General features: G+C 37.3%; 16 protein-coding genes. 13 read left to right on the forward strand and 3 right to left on the reverse strand.

The window, feature by feature from the left end:
- On the forward strand, positions 1-1,278 hold a 1,278-nt coding region (locus GGG_RS0116135), incomplete at its 5' end, for a hypothetical protein (protein WP_010116716.1).
- A 26-nt stretch (positions 1,279-1,304) separates the two neighbouring features.
- Here the strand turns inward: GGG_RS0116135 and uvrA are convergent.
- Positions 1,305-4,136, reverse strand: a complete 2,832-nt coding sequence (gene uvrA, locus GGG_RS0116140; protein WP_010116718.1) for an excinuclease ABC subunit UvrA — start codon at positions 4,134-4,136, stop codon at positions 1,305-1,307.
- A 724-nt stretch (positions 4,137-4,860) separates the two neighbouring features.
- Between uvrA and GGG_RS0116145 the strand changes: the two genes are divergently transcribed.
- Positions 4,861-5,616, forward strand: a complete 756-nt coding sequence (locus GGG_RS0116145; protein ID WP_029574644.1) for a hypothetical protein — start codon at positions 4,861-4,863, stop codon at positions 5,614-5,616.
- A gap of 404 nt (positions 5,617-6,020) precedes the next feature.
- Positions 6,021-6,362, forward strand: a complete 342-nt coding sequence (locus GGG_RS0116150) for a GlpM family protein (protein WP_010116722.1) — start codon at positions 6,021-6,023, stop codon at positions 6,360-6,362.
- 211 nt (positions 6,363-6,573) lie between these two features.
- On the opposite strand, the gene GGG_RS0116155 is transcribed toward GGG_RS0116150, so the two are convergent.
- A complete protein-coding gene (locus GGG_RS0116155) occupies positions 6,574-7,206 on the reverse strand; it encodes a TIGR00730 family Rossman fold protein (RefSeq protein ID WP_010116724.1) in 633 nt (210 codons plus the stop codon).
- 355 nt (positions 7,207-7,561) lie between these two features.
- Here GGG_RS0116155 and GGG_RS0116165 point away from each other — a divergent pair, with 355 nt between their 5' ends.
- The 8 genes from GGG_RS0116165 (at position 7,562) to GGG_RS0116200 (ending at position 17,452) form a co-directional block, all read left to right on the forward strand.
- On the forward strand, positions 7,562-9,148 hold the full coding sequence (locus GGG_RS0116165; RefSeq protein WP_010116725.1) for a TerC family protein: 1,587 nt from the start codon (positions 7,562-7,564) through the stop codon (positions 9,146-9,148).
- A 53-nt stretch (positions 9,149-9,201) separates the two neighbouring features.
- The gene (locus GGG_RS0116170) at positions 9,202-9,990 is read left to right on the forward strand and encodes a hypothetical protein (protein WP_264650128.1); all 789 of its coding nucleotides are present in this window, start codon (positions 9,202-9,204) and stop codon (positions 9,988-9,990) included.
- 63 nt (positions 9,991-10,053) lie between these two features.
- The gene (locus GGG_RS0116175; protein WP_010116727.1) at positions 10,054-10,521 is read left to right on the forward strand and encodes a YchJ family protein; all 468 of its coding nucleotides are present in this window, start codon (positions 10,054-10,056) and stop codon (positions 10,519-10,521) included.
- A gap of 61 nt (positions 10,522-10,582) precedes the next feature.
- Positions 10,583-11,227, forward strand: coding sequence for a trimeric intracellular cation channel family protein (locus tag GGG_RS0116180; RefSeq protein ID WP_010116728.1), 645 nt, complete (start codon positions 10,583-10,585; stop codon positions 11,225-11,227).
- A 158-nt stretch (positions 11,228-11,385) separates the two neighbouring features.
- The gene (locus tag GGG_RS0116185; protein WP_010116730.1) at positions 11,386-12,705 is read left to right on the forward strand and encodes an MFS transporter; all 1,320 of its coding nucleotides are present in this window, start codon (positions 11,386-11,388) and stop codon (positions 12,703-12,705) included.
- A 157-nt stretch (positions 12,706-12,862) separates the two neighbouring features.
- A complete protein-coding gene (locus GGG_RS0116190; RefSeq protein ID WP_010116732.1) occupies positions 12,863-13,180 on the forward strand; it encodes a hypothetical protein in 318 nt (105 codons plus the stop codon).
- Positions 13,181-13,411: 231 nt separating this feature from the next.
- Positions 13,412-15,631 (forward strand): DNA topoisomerase IV subunit A, encoded by a 2,220-nt coding sequence (gene parC, locus GGG_RS0116195; protein WP_010116734.1) that lies wholly within the window; start codon positions 13,412-13,414, stop codon positions 15,629-15,631.
- Between the two features lie 147 nt (positions 15,632-15,778).
- Positions 15,779-17,452: a long-chain-fatty-acid--CoA ligase gene (locus GGG_RS0116200; RefSeq protein ID WP_010116736.1), complete on the forward strand. Its 1,674-nt coding sequence runs from the start codon at positions 15,779-15,781 to the stop codon at positions 17,450-17,452.
- 68 nt (positions 17,453-17,520) lie between these two features.
- On the opposite strand, the gene GGG_RS0116205 is transcribed toward GGG_RS0116200, so the two are convergent.
- The gene (locus GGG_RS0116205) at positions 17,521-17,916 is read right to left on the reverse strand and encodes a hypothetical protein (RefSeq protein WP_029574645.1); all 396 of its coding nucleotides are present in this window, start codon (positions 17,914-17,916) and stop codon (positions 17,521-17,523) included.
- 103 nt (positions 17,917-18,019) lie between these two features.
- Between GGG_RS0116205 and GGG_RS0116210 the strand changes: the two genes are divergently transcribed.
- Together GGG_RS0116210 and ppa are read left to right on the forward strand one after the other, a co-directional pair.
- Entirely contained in the window at positions 18,020-18,418 is a 399-nt protein-coding gene (locus tag GGG_RS0116210) for an MAPEG family protein (protein WP_010116740.1), read from the forward strand.
- 134 nt (positions 18,419-18,552) lie between these two features.
- Positions 18,553-19,080 carry an inorganic diphosphatase gene (gene ppa, locus GGG_RS0116215; protein ID WP_010116742.1) on the forward strand — a complete coding sequence of 176 codons (528 nt, stop codon included), beginning with the start codon at positions 18,553-18,555 and terminating at the stop codon, positions 19,078-19,080.
- The last annotated feature ends 57 nt before the right edge of the window (positions 19,081-19,137 follow it).

Consider the following 19,137-nt stretch of genomic DNA (forward strand, 5'->3'; position numbering starts at 1 on the left):
TGTTTTGATGACTTTGAGCGAATGTCAAATAAGCTTGATATCAAAGATGTTATGGGTTTAGCAAACCAACTTAAATTAGAGAAGAATTGTCAGATTATTTTGATTTTAGATGAGACTAAAACTGAGGAGAAGAATAAAGAAAAATACGCTGAATATAAGGAAAAGTTAATAGATGAAACAATAAAGATTACATCTGTAGAACCTTTGATTCGTGAAAATGCAAAAGACATAGATGATTCATTAGTTGACTTAATGGTGAAGTTTGCAGATGAGTTAGGTATTCATAATTTTAGGTTTTTTCAAAAAGTCATTAAATTATATAAGCAATTTCGAGAACAATTACCTGAAACAGTTGCAGACTCGACAAAAGAAATAATTTTTGTTCGGATTTTACAAGGCTATTTTATTGAGGAATTTGGAATTTCTTATGAGTTTGATTGGGAAGATGTAAAAATAACAATAAAAGATAAGCAAAAAGACTGGTCAGAACAAAAAGTTAAAACCTATGACAGTCTATTCTCGATTAATTCATACTTTTTATGGTCAGATGAATGGCTTAATGAATTTAAAAAATGGTTTAATCAGGTAGGTATGTTAGATTTTGAATTATTAAATCAATTGGCAAACTCTACTTTAATTTCGGAAGAGAACAATAAACATAAAGATAATTTTCATCAAGGCTGTGAAGACTTTTGGGGATTAAAGGTTGATAAAAAATTTCCAGATAATTTTTATGAAAAAACAAGGCTTGTGATAGGAATAGAGAATCTAAGTAATTTAAGTTTTGCTTTAAAAATTTTAGAAATTTTCAACAAAGATGTAACGGCTTTGGAACAAGAAATTATTGATTGGCTCAACGAAAAAATGGAAAAAAATATATCTCAATTTCGAATAAATGAAAGTTTTGGTGAAATAAGGACAGTATTTAAAGATTTCATACAGAATTTTGAATCTACTAAAGAAAAGCTTCCACAACTAAAAGATGCAATTTTTAAAATATATATTAATCAAGCTTGGAGTGATAAAGATACACTATCAGTTAACAAAGCAACTAAGGACGAATGGGAGAAATTTCTTTTCCATGAGATATCTCAAGATTTAAGATTTGAATCATTTAATAGTAGCTATATTGTTAAAAAAGTATTAAACAGAGAGGAAGACTCTGAAATTAGTAAAAAAATTCGTGAAATAATTACTAATATCTATAGAGATAAGGCTCAGGAAGATGAGTTTTTTCAAAAATATATGGAGTATTTAATCCAAAGATTGGATAACTAAAAAGGGCTCTTACGAGCCCGTTTATATCACTTCAACAACGGCTTCAAAAACTTCGCAGTATGTGAAACTTTAGATTTCACTACATGTTCAGGTGTACCTTCTGCAATAATCATCCCACCACCTGCACCACCTTCAGGGCCCAAATCAATCACCCAGTCAGCAGTCTTGATCACATCCAAATTATGCTCAATTACCACAATGGTATTGCCCTTATTGCGAAGCTCATGAAGGATATCTAACAGTTTAGCAATGTCATGGAAATGTAGACCTGTAGTGGGTTCATCCAAGATATACAACGTCTTACCCGTATCACGCTTCGCAAGTTCACGTGCCAATTTCACACGCTGCGCTTCACCACCTGATAGAGTCGTTGCAGACTGACCTAAACGAATATAGCCCAAACCCACTTGATTCAATGTTTCCAAACGACGATGAATGACAGGAATCGCATCAAAGAAATGCATGGCATCTTCAACTGTCATATTCAGTACATCTGAAATATTTTTACCCTTATAACCCACTTCTAAAGTTTCACGGTTATAACGTTCACCATGACAATTATCACAAGGCACATACATATCAGGTAAAAAGTGCATTGCCACTTTGATCATGCCGTCACCTTCGCAGGCTTCACAACGACCACCTTTCACATTAAATGAGAAACGTCCCGCAGCATAACCCCGTGCTTTGGCTTCAGGTGTTTGCGCAAACAATTCACGAATCGGGGTAAACAAACCCGTATACGTTGCAGGGTTAGAGCGAGGTGTACGACCAATCGGGCTTTGATCAATATCAACCACTTTATCTAGGAATTGCAGACCATCAATCGAGTCAAATTTTTCAGCCGTTAAAGTAGTTGCACCATTGAGCTGTGTCGCTGCTAAAGGTAATAAAGTACGATTAATCAACGTTGATTTACCTGAACCAGACACACCCGTGACACAGGTCATCACACCTAAAGGAATAACTAAATCCACATTTTGTAGGTTATGACCCGCAGCACCCATCAATTTAATTTGTTCTTCTGGTTTTGGTGGTTCAGTACGCTTTTTCGGCACTTCAATTTTCAATTTACCTGATAAATACTGACCTGTGAGCGATTCACTATTCGCAAGGATTTCATCATACGTCCCTTCAGCAATCACATGACCACCATGAATACCAGCACCAGGGCCAATATCGATAATATGATCTGCTGCACGAATCGCATCTTCATCATGCTCAACGACTAAAACGGTATTCCCCAAATCACGTAAACGGACTAAGGTTTCAAGTAGGCGATCATTATCACGCTGATGCAGACCAATCGATGGTTCATCGAGGACATACATCACACCCATCAAACCTGCGCCGATTTGCGAAGCCAAACGAATACGTTGCGCTTCACCACCAGACAATGTTTCTGCTGAACGAGAAAGACTTAAATAATTCAAACCTACTGAAACTAAGAAATGTAAACGCTCACGAATTTCTTTAAAAATCTTATCGGCAATTTCGCCTTTTGCACCATCAAGATTTAAATCTTGATAATAACTTTCAGCATCACCAATCGACATTTTAGTAATTTGGGCAATGGTTTTGTCTTTAACCCGAACATGGCGTGAAATTTCATTCAGACGTGATCCACCGCAGGCATCACATGCCGCATTAGACAGGTACTGTGCCAGATCATCACGGACATAGTTTGATTCTGTTTCACGATAGCGACGTTCTAAATGTGGCAAAATCCCTTCAAAAGGTTGCACACGATTATGTTTACGACCACGTTCATCGATATAACTTAAATCTACTTTTTCTTTGCCTGTACCATATAAAAATTTCTTTTTGGTATCCGCATCCAATTCATTCCAAGGCGTATCCAAAGAAAAGCCAAAATGCTCAGCCACTTTTTGAATCATGCTGTAGTAATACGGGCGTTGTCTGTCCCAACCTCGGATTGCACCTTGGCTGATTGATACATCAGGGCTTGGAATTAATTTTTCAGCACTAAAATGACTACGTGTTCCTAAACCATCACAGACAGGACATGCACCAAATGGATTGTTGAATGAGAACAGACGAGGCTCTAATTCCGCAACAGCACGGTCACATTGAGGGCAAGAGTGTTTTGCTGAAAAAACACGCTCAGGATGTTCACCGTTCATCCAAGATAAAACAGCAATATCACCACCTAAGCGCAGTGCGGTTTCAAAAGATTCTGCAATGCGATTGCCTAAATCATCACGAACTTTAAAACGATCGACCACCACTTCAATGGTGTGTTTTTTCTTTTTATCCAATTCAGGTGGTGTATCAATATCAATCACTTCACCATCGACACGTGCACGAACAAAGCCCTGACTCTGCAATTGTTCAAATAAATTACTGTATTCACCTTTACGCTCACGTACCACAGGAGCGAGCAACATCAGCGCAGTGCCTTCTTCAAGCGCTTTAACTGCATCAACCATTTCAGATACTGTTTGTGCCACCATCGGTAAATCATGTTCAGGGCAATACGGTGTCCCTACACGTGCATAAAGTAGACGCAAATAATCGTAAATTTCAGTAATTGTTCCCACCGTAGAACGTGGGTTATGACTGGTTGATTTTTGTTCAATTGCAATCGCAGGACTTAAACCTTCAATTGAATCAACTTCAGGTTTTTCCATTTGTGAAAGGAACTGACGTGCATAGGCAGATAAGGATTCTACATAACGACGCTGACCTTCGGCATATAAGGTATCGAAAGCCAATGACGACTTTCCTGAGCCTGAGAGTCCCGTAATTACCACAAACTTGTCGCGTGGAATATCGAGTGACACGTTTTTTAAATTATGGGTTCGTGCGCCTCGAATACGGATATGACTTTGGCTCATAAAACTTTCTCGAAATTATGCAAATGAAGGTGGTATATGATAGCGATTTAATTTTGTTCAAGCTGTAAAAAATATTTTTTTAGCGACAATTTGTGTCTTTCAAATTGAAATACACAATAGCTTTATTTTGAGACATGATAACAAGCTGTCATGGATTGTTCTATTCAGCATTTGAGTAAAGTTGATTAAAGTATATTCTCAATAAATATAAAAAATTAATTAAAACAATATATTGCTTGGCTTTAGTGTCAATGATCTCAATAAATCGAATAGAGAACTTTTGTAATATTGTTTTTCAAGAGAGATATCAGATTGATGCCTTTGAGGTGGTTTAATGCATATTTCATCAATATTTATGAAGGACTTAGCACATATATTGAAACTGAATTGAACATCAAATACTTAAAAATAGGGATATACAACTTTTAAGCAATCATCAATAGTAAAGCCATTAGATGAAATGTTTTTCAAGAAAGTTTAATTAAATGAAGTAATTGTATGCTCATCTGAGCAAATAAATTCATTGTTTATGCATAAGTGAACGCATTTGTGCAGAGATGAATCACTACATCCTAAGCATGTTTGTTGCGGGGTTAAGGTCTTTTTGACATATGGTTTAATTCATCATTCATGTAAAAAAGAATAATCGTTAGACAATGTTGTTGTGATGTAGGGTGTTGGTTGTGTAAAATATGCGAATAAAATCACATTTGTGGGGTGGAAAATGGATATACGGAAAATCATGGTGGTGATTTGTTGTACATTTTCTAGCTATGTGTGGGCTGAAGAAACCTCACAAGTGGTATTCCAACAAATTCTAAAAATTAAACCAGAACAACGCTACGAAATTGAATTGGAAAATGTTCAAGCGAGCGATCATATTTGGACAGCGGTTTATTTGATAGGAAAGCAAAATTATCCAGGGCCGACATCCAAAGTTGATTTTTTAATTGAAAATCAAGGTTTATTAAATAAAGCCAATGCCAGTGAGCATGTACTTAGCAAACAATTGATTGCAGAAGATTTAACGGAAACACGTTATTATTCTTTGAATCAATTTAAACAATTAAGACAATTTATTGAAAAAGAAACCGAACAAAAAATTGAAGATCCAATTTTGGAAGAAGAAGATACGATTCGTATTTATAGTCAAGTGAATGATTGGATTCCTGAATACAACAGTTATGAACCGACAAAAGTAAAAATAGCAGTTCAAAACCCTGTTGATTTTAATATCGTGGCGGCTTATGTCTTGGTGGGTAGAGGTGATAAACCTGCACAATTGAATGAGTTAGACTTTAATCGTGTCTTAGTCACAGATCATTCCAATTCAGTAAAACCGATAATTTCTGAAAGCGCTTATCGTTCAGATATGAGCATGGCTCGCTCCAATTATAAATTGATTTGGTTTTTTGGTATTGCTTTGGTATTTGCTTGTTTTGCCTTTATTTACCGTAATAAATTACGTCATCGGGTTTAATGCTGCATAGTCTCATTTAAATTAAATTTAACCTGAGTTCGGGATAAGATATGTTCCCAGCTATATGATACACGGAAACGTCAGTCGCATTGTTCGAGGCAGGACTACATCTGCAATATACTGTTTTTGCAAGATATTAGATACTTGATGGTATCTGTCGAGTTGGCGACTGACAAATGGTTTTGCCTACTTTTCCCGAAAGAAAAGTAGGTCGAACCGAAGGTTAGTCCTTGCATCTGACTTTAAACGGTGAGACTCCGCTGTGCCTGATCTATCTTTTCAATAACTTACATCAAAATCTATCCCGAACTGACGTTAACTTTAGCCTAAACATTGAAATGTAATTCTAATTTCCTAGACTTGGCGTAAACTCTGTTACTTGTTCTGTAGCGCAGAGTTTTTTAATGCTGTCTTTATTTTTGAAATGTGTCTTGGGTGCAGCAGTTGTTTTATTGATTTCAATCCTTTCAAAAAGTAAAGCCTTTTATATTGCAGGCTTAGTGCCTTTATTTCCTACTTTTGCATTAATCGCTCATGTCATTGTCACGCAAGAAAAGGGTGCAGAAGCACTAAAACAAACTGCATTATTTGGTTTGTGGTCTTTGATACCTTACTTTATTTATCTGCTCTTGGTTTATCTATTGGCAACCAAACTTTCGATGTGGTCGTGTTTAGGCATTGCAACTTTGGGGTGGGCTATTGCAGCTGTAGGTTTGATTTATAGTTGGCAAATGTTTCAACATTAACGAATTAACGAATTAACGAATTAACGAATTAACGAATTAACGAATTAACGAATTAACGAATTAACGAATTAACGAATTAACGAATTAACGAATTAACGAATTAACGAATTAACGAATTAACGAATTAACGAATTAAAATGTAATACCCTTATTGAGATCTATAAAAAAGCCCTTTTACAAGGGCGAATGGGTTTCAAGTATTGCTACAAACTTATGCAATAAATTGTTTTGGGGATTTCAAACTTTTAATTGCATTCACAATTTGATCTGCGTGATTGCATACAATCAGTTTGGCACGATGTTGAGGAGGTAAAAAACCTTCTTCTACGGCATGATCCAGTTGCGCAATCATAGGGTCATAAAAGCCATTTACGTTATAGAGCATCATTGGTTTTTGATGCTGATTCAATTGCCCCCAAGTGGCAACTTCTAAAATTTCTTCAAAAGTCCCAAGACCACCAGGTAGTGCGACAAATGCACTGGCACGCTCTGCCATCATGGCTTTACGCTCATGCATGGTTTGTACAATATGAAGTTCGGTCAAGGTGCTATGTGCAATTTCATAGTCCAACATGAATTCTGGAATTACACCAACGACTTCACCACCGTACTCAGTCACTGTATCTGCGACTTGTCCCATCAGACCAATACTTGCGCCACCATAAACAATACCAAAACCTTGTTCAGCAAGGCTTTTTGCAAGATGAATGGCTTTTTCTTTATAAATCGGCTTATTTCCAAATCGAGAACCACAATAAAGCGCGATTAAAGTTTGAGTCGTTTTTGGGTTGGATTGGTCGAGTTCGAAAGATTCGTTCATCATTGCAGGTAATACACTATTCATAAATTATTTTTTCACCTTAACTTATCATGTTCTTATACTTCGCACTACTCTAAGGCCCATCTAAGACGGAAATATGACAATAGCAGAGCATGACCCTTAAATTTTGCAAGTTTTTGTATTGTTTCTGCATGGGTTTGATTCATATAAATCAACATAAAAAAGATGAATTTTTTATCTGAATTGCCTATACTGAACGCTTGTTTCTCAACAAATGAATCAACATGGGTAGTGGTTGTAGTCGCTTAGAAAGTGCTCAATTTTCCGACATAATAAAAGTACAAAACTTGCTGAAGTACCGCTTCAAATCTTCTTTTTTTAAAGCAAAATCAGAATCAAATGCAATGGAGCTCGATCAATGATACTCGAATGGATGTCTGATCCATCTGCATGGGTTGGTCTTGCGACTTTAGTCATTCTAGAAATTGTTTTAGGGATCGATAACCTTGTATTTATTGCTATTCTTGCGGAAAAATTACCGCCAGAACAGCGTAATAAGGCTCGTATTCTCGGACTGCTCTTAGCGCTGTGTATGCGTATGGTGTTATTGGCATCCATTGCATGGGTGATTACCCTAACGCAGCCTTTATTCTACATCGTAGATCATGCCTTTTCTGGGCGTGACTTAATTCTATTGTTCGGTGGCGTGTTCTTATTGTTCAAAGGAACAATGGAATTACGCGAACAATTAGAAGGTCAGGGGCAGATCAAAGAAGAGAATCCTGTACATGCTGCATTTTGGATGGTGATCGTCCAAATTGTGGTTTTAGATGCAGTTTTCTCTTTGGATAGTGTCATTACTGCTGTAGGAATGGTGAAGCAGCTTTCCGTGATGATGATTGCTGTTGTGATTGCTGTAGGCGTTATGTTGTGGGCTTCGAAACCACTGATGGAGTTTGTGAATAAGCATCCGACCATTGTGATTTTATGTCTATGTTTCTTGATGATGATTGGTTTCTCGCTCATCGTAGAAGGCTTTGGCTATCATATTCCGAAAGGCTATTTGTACGCTGCCATTGGTTTCTCCGTGATGATTGAGTTCTTTAACCAAACCATGCGGAAAAACCAAGAAAAGACTGTGACGACGACAGATTTACGCTTCCGTACCGCTTCTGCTGTGATGCGCATGTTGGGGGGTAAAAGTCTAAACACGACAGACAGTCAAAACCATAAAGCTGACAATGTCCTTGCAACGCAAGCCTTGGCTGATGAGATGTTTGATCCTGAAAATGGCGTATATCACAGTGTCATGGTGCAAGGCGTTTTGGGGTTATCTGAGCGTCCTGTGAAGTCCGTTATGACGCCACGACCTGAGCTTGAGTGGATTGATTTAGATGATGATGCTGCTTCAATCAAAGAGAATTTAATGTCGATGACGCACTCTCGTTTGATCGTTGCTCATGGTGAACTCGACAATATTGCAGGTGTCGTGCTCACTCATAAAGTTTTAAATGACTATATTGAAACGGGTATCCTAGATTTTGAGAAGCATTTACGTGAGCCTGTTATTGTGCATGAAAATGCACAAGTGCTGATGGTGATGGAACAGCTTCGTCAAGCACCTTTGCAAATGGCGATTGTTCTGAATGAATATGGTTCAATCGAAGGGATCGCAACACCGATTGATGTATTGGAAGCGATTGCTGGTGAATTCCCCGATGAAGATGAGCTAGAAAATGCAGCAGAAAGTCTTGCAGATGGGTCTTTAATACTAGAAGGTTCAACTGATATTCGTCATGTGTCTTTGCTACTCGGTCGTGATTTGGTGGATGACTCTGAACAGTATTCAACGCTTTCAGGTTATATCTTGTTCCATTTAGGTCGTTTGCCTGAAAATGGTCAAAAACTTCAAGCAGATGGTTATGAGTTTGAAGTGGTCACGATGGATGGCCATAAGATTGAGAAGGTACATATTATGGCACTTAAACCTAAAGATGATGAGTAGCCATTCATGTATCGTAAGATGTATTGAAATTGAAGTCATATAAAAGAAGCCAGTTGAAAGACTGGCTTTTTTTAAATATAAAGTATGTAAGAAATAGAAGTCTAATTATTAATAATATAAGTGCAAACAAGATGATGAAATATAGTTCAGTAACACCACAAGACCCAATCATTGAAATATTTCCACAAGTTTATTTGTTACGTGGCAGTATAAAAATTGCACCAATGTTGCAGATGAATCGTAATATGCTCATTGTAAAGCAAGAGGAAGATTTAATTTTGATTAATGCTGTTCGCTTGAATGAACAAGGATTAAAACAATTGAACCAATTAGGAAAAGTTAAACATTTAATTCGTTTGGGCGATTTTCATGGTTTGGATGATCAGTTTTATATAGATCAATTTCAACCGACATTTTGGAGTCAAGATAATCATCGAACTTATCCTGATTTAATACCGAATCGAATAATTGATAAAAATAGTATTTCACCCATTAAAAATAGTCAGTTTTTTATTTTTGAATCAGCAAAATATCCAGAGGCCGCACTTTTGTTAGAAGATCATCAATTGTTGATTACTACGGATAGTATTCAATATTGGGATGATTGGAAGTATATGAGTTTTCTCAGTAAAATTATGTTGTATCTAATGGGATTTCGTTTGAAATTGTTTATTGGAGGACCTTGGTTCAAAAAAGTCTCAACACAAAAAGACAGCTTGAAATCTGACTTTGAACAGTTATTGAATTTAGACTTTGTACACGTTGTCGCTGCACACGGTAATCTTTTTAAAAATATTGCCAAAGATGAATTAACAAAAGTTGTTATTTCTACATTTAAATAAAAAATTTAAGAAAAATTCTGATCTTGAATTATCATTTATCGTATTCAACTTTTGAGTATTTACATGACCAGTCTCTCTTGCCCATGTGGTTCAGCACTGTATAGTGAATGTTGCGAAATTTTGCATTCAGGCAAAAAAACAGCAGAAACAGCAATACAGTTGATGCGTTCACGCTATAGCGCATTTGCTAAGTATCAAATTGATTATATTGTGAAAACTACTGCAATTGGACAGCAACAAGCTTTGGATGTTCAAGCTATTGCGGACTGGAGCAAAGCCAATCAATGGTTAAAACTCGAAGTGGTTCAATCAAATGAAAAAATAGATAAAAACCATGCCCAAGTTGAATTTAAAGCACATTACCATGATGGAAAACAAGCTCAAATTCATCATGAAGTTTCTCATTTTGTAAAACATGATGGTGCATGGTATTTCTTAGATCCCACGACTAATCAACAGATCACCATGAAACAGGCTTGTATTTGTGGATCTGCGAAGAAATTTAAACAATGTTGTGCGCAATACCTGTAGTTTTTTTCAAAAGATGCCTTAAAATAGCGCGCATCTTTTACCCATCAGTGGATGAAGGGAAATGTTACTCACTATAATTTATATTATCGCCATTACAGCAGAAGCCATGACTGGTGCGTTATCCGCAGGACGACGCAGTATGGACTGGTTCGGAGTGGTTTTGATCGCTTGCGTCACTGCATTGGGTGGCGGTTCAGTTCGTGATGTTTTATTAGGGCATTATCCGCTCACTTGGGTTAAACATCCTGAATATTTAGTTTTAACGTGCTGTGCCGCTTTTGTGACCATTATCATTGCCAAATGGATGAAACATCTACATTCCATTTTTCTACTACTGGATGCTTTAGGTCTGATAGGTTTTACCATCATTGGTTGTCAGATTGCTTTGCAAATGGGACATGGTTTTGTGGTGTCAGCCGTTGCAGGTGTATTAACTGGGGTATCAGGCGGTATTTTGCGTGATATTTTATGTAATGACGTGCCTCTCGTTTTCCGCCGTGAGTTATATGCTTCAATTTCTTTTGTCGCTGTGATTTTCTATTGGTTCTGTATTGATGTCGGTTTATCACTGGAAATTACCGTAATTTCTACGTTGGTCTTTGGTTTTGCATTACGTTGTATTGCCATCTATTTTGGATTGGAAATGCCTAAATTCATTTATAAAGATGATGATGAGCACTCTGCATCATCTAAAGATGAAAGCTGATTAAGAAAGATAAAAACTTCACTTTTAGATTTACGATATTAGATTTACGATAATTGAAACGATGATCTTGCTATCAAGATCATCGTAATCACGATTAAAATAAGAAATCTTGTTGTAATAGCAATCCCTCCACTTTTAGCATGGCCAGAGAAATCGTTATGGATTTAGTATCGCGCGTACAACGTCTTCCTATTGGTAGATTTCACTATACCTTGCTCTGGGTAATTGGCTTGGGGTGGATGTTTGATGCGATGGATACAGGTCTAATTTCGTTCATTCTCACTAAAATGGCTGAAGAATGGCAGATGACACCAACTGAAAAAGGTTGGGTAGTGTCTATCGGCTTTGTTGGCATGGCGATTGGTGCAGTATTTTCTGGCGGACTGGCAGATAGAATTGGACGACGTACAGTATTTGCGATTACTTTGGTGACCTATAGTATTGCTACGGCTTTATGTGCTTTTGCACCGAATTTAACATGGCTCTTGGTATGCCGCTTTATTGTCGGCTTGGGGTTAGGTGGACAACTTCCTGTCGCAGTGACATTGGTCAGTGAATATATTCCTGCACAAGTGCGAGGGCGTTTTATTGTTCTTTTAGAAAGTTTTTGGGGTTTAGGCTGGTTAGTTGCCGCTCTTATTTCTTATTTTGTGATTCCAGATTATGGTTGGCATATTGCCTTTTTAATTGGTGGTTTGCCTGCGCTTTATGTTTTTATGATTTTAAAGAAAGTACCTGAATCTATTCCTTATTTGATTAATCGTGGACGAATCCAAGAAGCACATGAATTAGTACAAAAATTAGAACGTCAATGCGGTGTGGAAGTCATAGAAACCATTGAAGTCAAGCCTGTTGCAACGAAGCAAAGTGTTTCATTTTCACAGCTTTGGTCAAATCCATTTGCAAAACGGACACTCATGCTATGGTTGATTTGGTTTGGAATCGTATTTTCGTATTACGGTATTTTTACGTGGTTACCAAGCCTTTTAGTGAAGCAAGGCTACAGCATTGTGCAGTCTTTTGAATATGTTTTGGGAATGATTTTGGCGCAATTGCCAGGTTATGTTGTTGCCGCTTGGTTGGTTGAAAAACTGGGCCGTAAAGCGACATTGGCAGGCTTTATTGGGATGTGTGCTGTTTCGGCGTATTTCTTTGGACAGGCTACCTCAGTCAATATGATTATGTTGTGGGGGTGTTTGATGTCGTTCTTTAATTTGGGTGCATGGGGCGTTTTATATACCTATACACCTGAACAATACCCAACCAATATTCGTGCATTTGGTTCAGGTTGGGCATCTGCAATTGGGCGTATCGGCGGTATAGTTGCACCTTTGGTTGTGACGCATATGATGGTGGCATCGAATGGTTTTAGTGCAGTGTTTATGATGTTTACTGCGGTACTTTTCGCTGTAGCTGCAGTGATTTTAATTTTGGGTGAGGAAACCAAAGGCAAGACTTTAGAAGAGATCGGGTTGTAGGGCATTATTGAAAATAATATAAAAGAAAAGTGTATAAGTGAATGGGTAGGTGATCTATATCATCTATCCATTCGTTTAGTTTTTTTAAAGTTAAATGTTAAGAAAATATGAATAATAAATATTTTTAGATAAATTTAAAAATATTAAGGAGAAAATAGTGAAAATTAAGATAGGTATAAGCCTTTGCATTTTATATATTTTAGCGACTTTATTTTGTCTTTATATCGCTTTAGATCCAATGACAGATAACAAAGGAAATTTTGTTTTCTTACAGTTACCTATTGTGACTCAATTAGCAGCATTAGATTTTTTAGGATTAGAACCCATATTGGTGAAGCTGAATTGGGTTATGGCTTATGTTTTGATTATCCCGCTTACTTTATTTTTTCTATATGGTGTTGGTTGGATCGTGAGCTATTGTATTCAGTCGGTAAAGGCTAGGTTTGTGAGATTAAATAAGTTTAAGAATATTTAGATTATTATCACTTTGAGGATAAATGGCTTTTAACTTAAAAAGATAAACTTAAATAAAAGTTGCTCATTTCCCCAAAAATGGATAATTTTACGTCATTAGAAAGATCTAAAGACGTAAATTGTCGTTGAGGAACATAGTTACACTTGTGTAGTTAGACCTTGCGACTTAGCATAAGAACTTAGATACATAAACATTCATTTAGAACGAATTTATTTAGGATAAAAGGTTGTTATGACAAGCCTTGCGCATCATGCGACAGAAAACCGTTCCGTAGCAGAATTTACTGAACAAGCTTACCTAAACTATGCCATGTACGTGATTATGGATCGTGCATTGCCACATATCAGTGATGGTTTAAAACCCGTACAGCGCCGTATTGTCTTTGCAATGAGTGAGCTGGGTTTAAAGCCCACAGGTAAGCCAAAAAAATCTGCACGTACCGTCGGTGATGTATTGGGTAAATACCACCCTCATGGCGATTCAGCATGCTATGAAGCCATGGTGTTGATGGCACAACCCTTCAGTTATCGCTACCCATTTATTGAAGGGCAAGGCAACTGGGGTTCACCTGATGATCCTAAATCATTCGCAGCGATGCGTTATACGGAAGCCAAGCTTTCTGCTTATAGTGATTTATTACTTGCAGAATTAGGTCAAGGCACTTGCGATTGGCAAGATAACTTTGATGGTTCGATGAAAGAACCTGTAAATTTACCTGCACGTGTACCGAATATCCTTTTAAATGGTACGACAGGTATTGCGGTCGGTATGGCAACAGACATTCCACCGCATAATTTACGAGAAGTCATTAAAGGAACGATTGCTTTAATTCGTAATCCGAATTTAAGCGATGAAAAAGTTGCCGAATATATTCCAGCACCTGACTTACCGACTAAAGCCGAAATTATTACGCCACCTGAAGAATTATTAAAAATTCAAATTACAGGGCGAGGTAGTTATCGCACACGTGCAATTTATAAAATAGAAAAAAATGAAATTGTGATCACAGAGCTACCTTATCAGGTGTCAGGCTCGAAAGTGATTACTCAAATCGCAGATCAAATGCAGGCGAAAAAATTGCCTTTGGTCAGTGATTTACGTGATGAATCCGATCATAAAAATCCGACTCGACTAGTGGTTGTATTACGTTCAAATCGTATTGATGCAGAAGCAGTAATGAGCCATCTATTTGCAACCACAGACTTAGAATCGAGCTATCGTGTCAATATGAACATGATTGGTGCAGATGGCCGTCCACAAGTTAAATCGATTCGCCGTATTTTATTAGAATGGATTGAAATCCGTAAGAATACGGTCACTCGACGTTTGCAATATCATCTCAATAAAATTGAAAAGCGTTTACACATTCTGCAAGGTTTAATCATCGCCTTTTTAAATATCGATGAAGTGATCAAAATTATTCGTGAAGAAGATCAACCTAAACCTGTGTTGATGGATCATTTTAATATTGATGAAATTCAAGCCGAAGCCATTTTAGAACTCAAGTTACGCCATTTGGCAAAACTTGAAGAAATGGAAATGCGTCGTGAGCAAGAAGAATTAGAAGCTAGAGCAGCGGTGATTCGTGAACAACTTGATAATCCTGAATCATTAAAGTCTTTAATTATTGATGAATTAAAAGAAGATGCGAAAAAGTTCGGTGATGATCGCCGTTCGCCAATCGTGCTACGTTCAGAAGCGCAAGCCATCAGCGAACAAGACCTCATGCCTGCTGAAGCTGTAACGGTTGTCCTTTCAGAAGCAGGTTGGATTCGCTCTGCTAAGGGACATGAAGTTGAAGCTGAAAACCTGAATTTCCGAGCAGGGGATCAATATTTAAGTCATGCTCAGGGCAAGTCTAACCAAAAAGTGTATATTTTAGATGAAACTGGGCGGAGTTATGCTTTAGCAATTAATAGCTTACCTTCGGCACGAGGTCTAGGAGAACCGCTCAGTTCAAAACTTTCTCCAGCCAATGGTGTCGGGTTCATTCAGTTAATTATTGGCGAGAATGATCACGAAATTATTGCTGTAAGTTCTAATGGTTATGGTTTTAAGTCAACTGCGAAACAGTTAGATACAAATGCTAAAGCAGGTAAAACCTTCTTAACAGTAGCGGATAATGCTAAGGCTATGCCACTGTTAATGATTGAAAATCATACACATTTAGCTGTGCTTAGCTCGTCAGGTCGCTTACTTTTAATTGATTTGTCAGAATTACCTGTTCTCAATAAAGGTAAAGGAAACAAGTTGATACAACTTGAAGGAAAAGAACAGATTTTATCCATGACAACTGTGAGTTTAAATGAAATAATTCAAGTGCTTGCAGGGAATCAGCAATTAAAACTTAAAGGGGAAGACCTGCAAAAATATGTGGCTAAGCGTGCTTCAAAAGGGCATCTCTTACCACGCGGATATCAAAAAGCAAATAGACTGTTGGTTCAAAGATAAAACTAGCATCCAGTGATCGAAATACGTTATATATGAGAGGTATTCGTGAATATGGATGTAATATTGAGCAGAAATAAACTAAAAAATTATGTTCAGTATTGATAAATAGTTTAAAACCAAGGATTACTGATTGGAGAATGTGGCATTATGGAAAAGATTTGGTTCGCTGAATACCAAAAAACTGGGATTCCAGAGACAGTAGAATTGCCGCCGGAAAATACCTCGCTGATTGACATTTTTGAGCGTAATTTCCAGAAATTTGGTTCACGTGATGCCTTTATCTTTATGGATAAAGTGATGTCGTTCAGTGAACTTGAACTAGCAAGCCGTAAATTTGCTGCATATCTTCAAAGCCTTGGTTTAGCAAAAGGCTCTCGAGTTGCAGTAATGATGCCAAACGTTCTTCAATATCCTGTTGTTGCCTTGGCGGTATTCCGTGCAGGTTTGGTGTTGGTGAATGTTAACCCACTTTATACTGCACGTGAGTTAGAGCATCAATTGAACGATTCTGGTGCAGAAGCATTGGTTATCGTAGAAAATTTTGCAACAGTTTACCAATCAATTATCGGCAAAACACCAGTGAAGCATGTTGTTGTTGCTTCTGTTGGTGATATGTTAGGTACCTTAAAAGGAACTTTGGTTAACTTTGTTCTACGTAATGTACGTAAGCAAATTCCAGCGTGGAATATCCCTGGGCATATCAAGTTCAATGCTGCATTATCTAAAGGAAATCCAAGTAACTACAAACGCCCAAGTATGACGTTAAGTGATACTGCTGTATTGCAATATACAGGTGGTACAACTGGCGTTTCTAAAGGTGCTGAACTTACACATCGCAACTTGGTTTCAAACTTATTGCAATGTGATGGTATTTTCCAAAGTAAATTTGGCGTTGGCGATGGTGCAAAAGATGATCGTATCTTCTGTGCATTACCGCTTTATCACATCTTTGCCTTCATGGTTTGCGCACTTTACGGTATGTACAAAGGTCAGGCTAACGTTCTGATTCCGAACCCACGTGACTTACCTGCGGTAATTAAAGAATTACGTAAATATCAGCCTGGTTTCTTCCCTGCTGTAAATACATTATTCAATGCATTGGTACATAACGAAGAATTTAGACAGCTTGATTTCAGCAAACTTAAAATGGCGATGGGCGGCGGTATGGCTGTATTACCATCGACAGCTGATGCTTGGAAAAAGTTAACAGGTACGATTATTATTGAAGGTTATGGTTTATCTGAAACTTCTCCTGTTGCAACTGCAAATCCACCTGCAACAACTGAGTTCAGTGGCACAATTGGTATTCCATTACCATTAACTGATGTTGCAATTTTAGATGACGATGGAAATCACTTACCGCAAGGTGAGCAAGGTGAAATTTCGATTCGTGGCCCTCAAGTAATGAAGGGTTACTGGAACCGTCCTGATGAAACTGCAAAAGTCATGACAGCAGATGGTTTCTTCCGTACGGGTGACATCGGTATTATGGATGCTCGTGGTTACTTTAAAATCGTAGATCGTAAAAAAGATATGATTTTGGTATCAGGATTTAACGTATATCCTTCTGAAATTGAAGAAGTGATTGCAACACATCCTAAAGTTCTTGAAGTTGCTGCAATTGGTGTACCTGATGAAAAATCAGGTGAAGTGCCTAAATTGTTTGTTGTGAAAAAAGATCCATCTTTAACAACTGAAGAAGTTCTTGAGTATGCTAAAGAAAACTTAACAGGTTATAAACGCCCACGTTATGTTGAATTTATGGATGAATTACCAAAATCAAACGTAGGTAAAATCTTACGTAAAGATTTACGTAAATAATTGATTTAGTATCAAATATAAAAAAAGCGCCAAATGTGGCGCTTTTTTATTGTCTCGGAAAATATTCTTTAGAGTTGGTTGTTTTTAGAACGAATATACCACCCGTCAATATAAGGGCGACTATAACCTACGATAGCGGTAAAAGTCAGCATGGTACCCATTTGGCGACCTAAGGCAGAGGGCGGAATACTGCCATAGCTAAAATAAATATCAATTAAACAATACACGGCAATAATGCCTAACCACAGATATAAATTCATCCGTTTAATACCTACAGCAATGAAAGCAACGGTCAGAACAATCAAAGTGCCTAGGGTAGATTGCCAATTATAATTTGCGCAGATCACACAGAGGAGAAAGGCCATAATCGGCAAAGCAATTTTCAATATGCGATCAATTTCAGCCTGCTGTTGCCGTTGTTTTTCCAAAGTTTCAAACAACTCTTTTTGATCTTGCTGCACGATAATGTCCTCTTTGCACAATTTTGCAAAACTCTTTATTTAACAAAAATTATTCGGTAAATGCCATGCTATGATAACCCGCATTAATACTTCATGAGAACAGATCATGGCTGGGATAGATGGCATCATATATTTAATTCTAATTGCCTGCATACTTCCTTATGTTTTTACCATCATCGCAAAAGTTGCTGGCGGTTTTACACTTGCAGATAATCAAAATCCACGTGAATTTTTAGCCAAAACGACAGGATTTGCTGCACGTGCCAATGCGGTGCAACAGAATAGCTTTGAAAGCTTACCGCTGTTTATTGCGGCTATTTTAATGGCTGAATATATGGTGATTCCACAACATCTTATTATGATGCTGGGGATTGCTTATATTGTATTACGCATTATTTACGGCATTTGTTACCTTGCCAATATATCTGCACTTCGTTCGATTATTTGGTTCTTGTCGATGGCTTGCCCGATTCTGTTATTGTTATTGATTATTCGGATGATCTAAATTTTTTCTGATTTTTTTCTGGTTAATGCTAGGTTCATTTTCATGAAGCAAAATGTATAATCGGCAACTGTTTACGCAATTTAGCGTTATAATCGACAAGATTTTAAATAAGACCTCACTTGAAAGAGTATCCTATGAGCTATAGCAATATCCCTGCTGGTAAAGATGCACCAAATGACATCTACGTAATTATTGAAATTCCTGCAAATGCAGCGCCAATTAAATATGAAGTAGATAAAGATTCAGATGCGTTGTTTGTAGACCGTTTTATGGGTACTGCAATGTTCTATCCTGCGAACTATGGTTATGTTCCAAATACTTTGTCTGAAGATGGTGACCCATTAGACGTATTGGTTGTTACACCACATCCATTGGTTCATGGTTCAGTGATTCGTTGCCGTCCTGTCGGTAAATTGAACATGGAAGATGATGGCGGTATCGATGCTAAACTCATCGCTGTTCCACATGAAAAATTAACACCGCTTTATAAAGATGTTCAAGAATATTCAGATCTTCCTGCATTATTGATCAATCAAATTGAACACTTTTTCCAACACTATAAGGATTTAGAACCTGGAAAATGGGTTAAATTAACGGGTTGGGAAAGTGCTGACGTTGCTAAAGCTGAAGTATTGAAATCAATCGAAGCTGCAAAAAAATAATGTTGATCAAGGTTTAAATATTTCTAATTTTTTTGAATATTTAAGCCCATAAAAAAA

The sequence above is a fragment of the Acinetobacter sp. P8-3-8 genome, assembly GCF_000214135.1.
In the GTDB taxonomy this organism is placed as follows: Bacteria; Pseudomonadota; Gammaproteobacteria; order Pseudomonadales; family Moraxellaceae; genus Acinetobacter.

Bases quoted from the DNA above. Each gene is read 5' to 3' on its own strand.
- GGG_RS0116175 (WP_010116727.1), top strand. From the start codon at position 10,054: ATGACCAGTCTCTCTTGCCCATGTGGTTCAGCACTGTATAGTGAATGT.
- GGG_RS0116155 (WP_010116724.1), bottom strand. From the start codon at position 7,206: ATGAATAGTGTATTACCTGCAATGATGAACGAATCTTTCGAACTCGAC.
- GGG_RS0116200 (WP_010116736.1), top strand. From the start codon at position 15,779: ATGGAAAAGATTTGGTTCGCTGAATACCAAAAAACTGGGATTCCAGAG.
- GGG_RS0116165 (WP_010116725.1), top strand. From the start codon at position 7,562: ATGATACTCGAATGGATGTCTGATCCATCTGCATGGGTTGGTCTTGCG.
- GGG_RS0116180 (WP_010116728.1), top strand. From the start codon at position 10,583: ATGTTACTCACTATAATTTATATTATCGCCATTACAGCAGAAGCCATG.
- GGG_RS0116150 (WP_010116722.1), top strand. From the start codon at position 6,021: ATGCTGTCTTTATTTTTGAAATGTGTCTTGGGTGCAGCAGTTGTTTTA.
- GGG_RS0116210 (WP_010116740.1), top strand. From the start codon at position 18,020: ATGGCTGGGATAGATGGCATCATATATTTAATTCTAATTGCCTGCATA.
- GGG_RS0116145 (WP_029574644.1), top strand. From the start codon at position 4,861: ATGGATATACGGAAAATCATGGTGGTGATTTGTTGTACATTTTCTAGC.
- parC (WP_010116734.1), top strand. From the start codon at position 13,412: ATGACAAGCCTTGCGCATCATGCGACAGAAAACCGTTCCGTAGCAGAA.
- uvrA (WP_010116718.1), bottom strand. From the start codon at position 4,136: ATGAGCCAAAGTCATATCCGTATTCGAGGCGCACGAACCCATAATTTA.
- ppa (WP_010116742.1), top strand. From the start codon at position 18,553: ATGAGCTATAGCAATATCCCTGCTGGTAAAGATGCACCAAATGACATC.
- GGG_RS0116185 (WP_010116730.1), top strand. From the start codon at position 11,386: ATGGATTTAGTATCGCGCGTACAACGTCTTCCTATTGGTAGATTTCAC.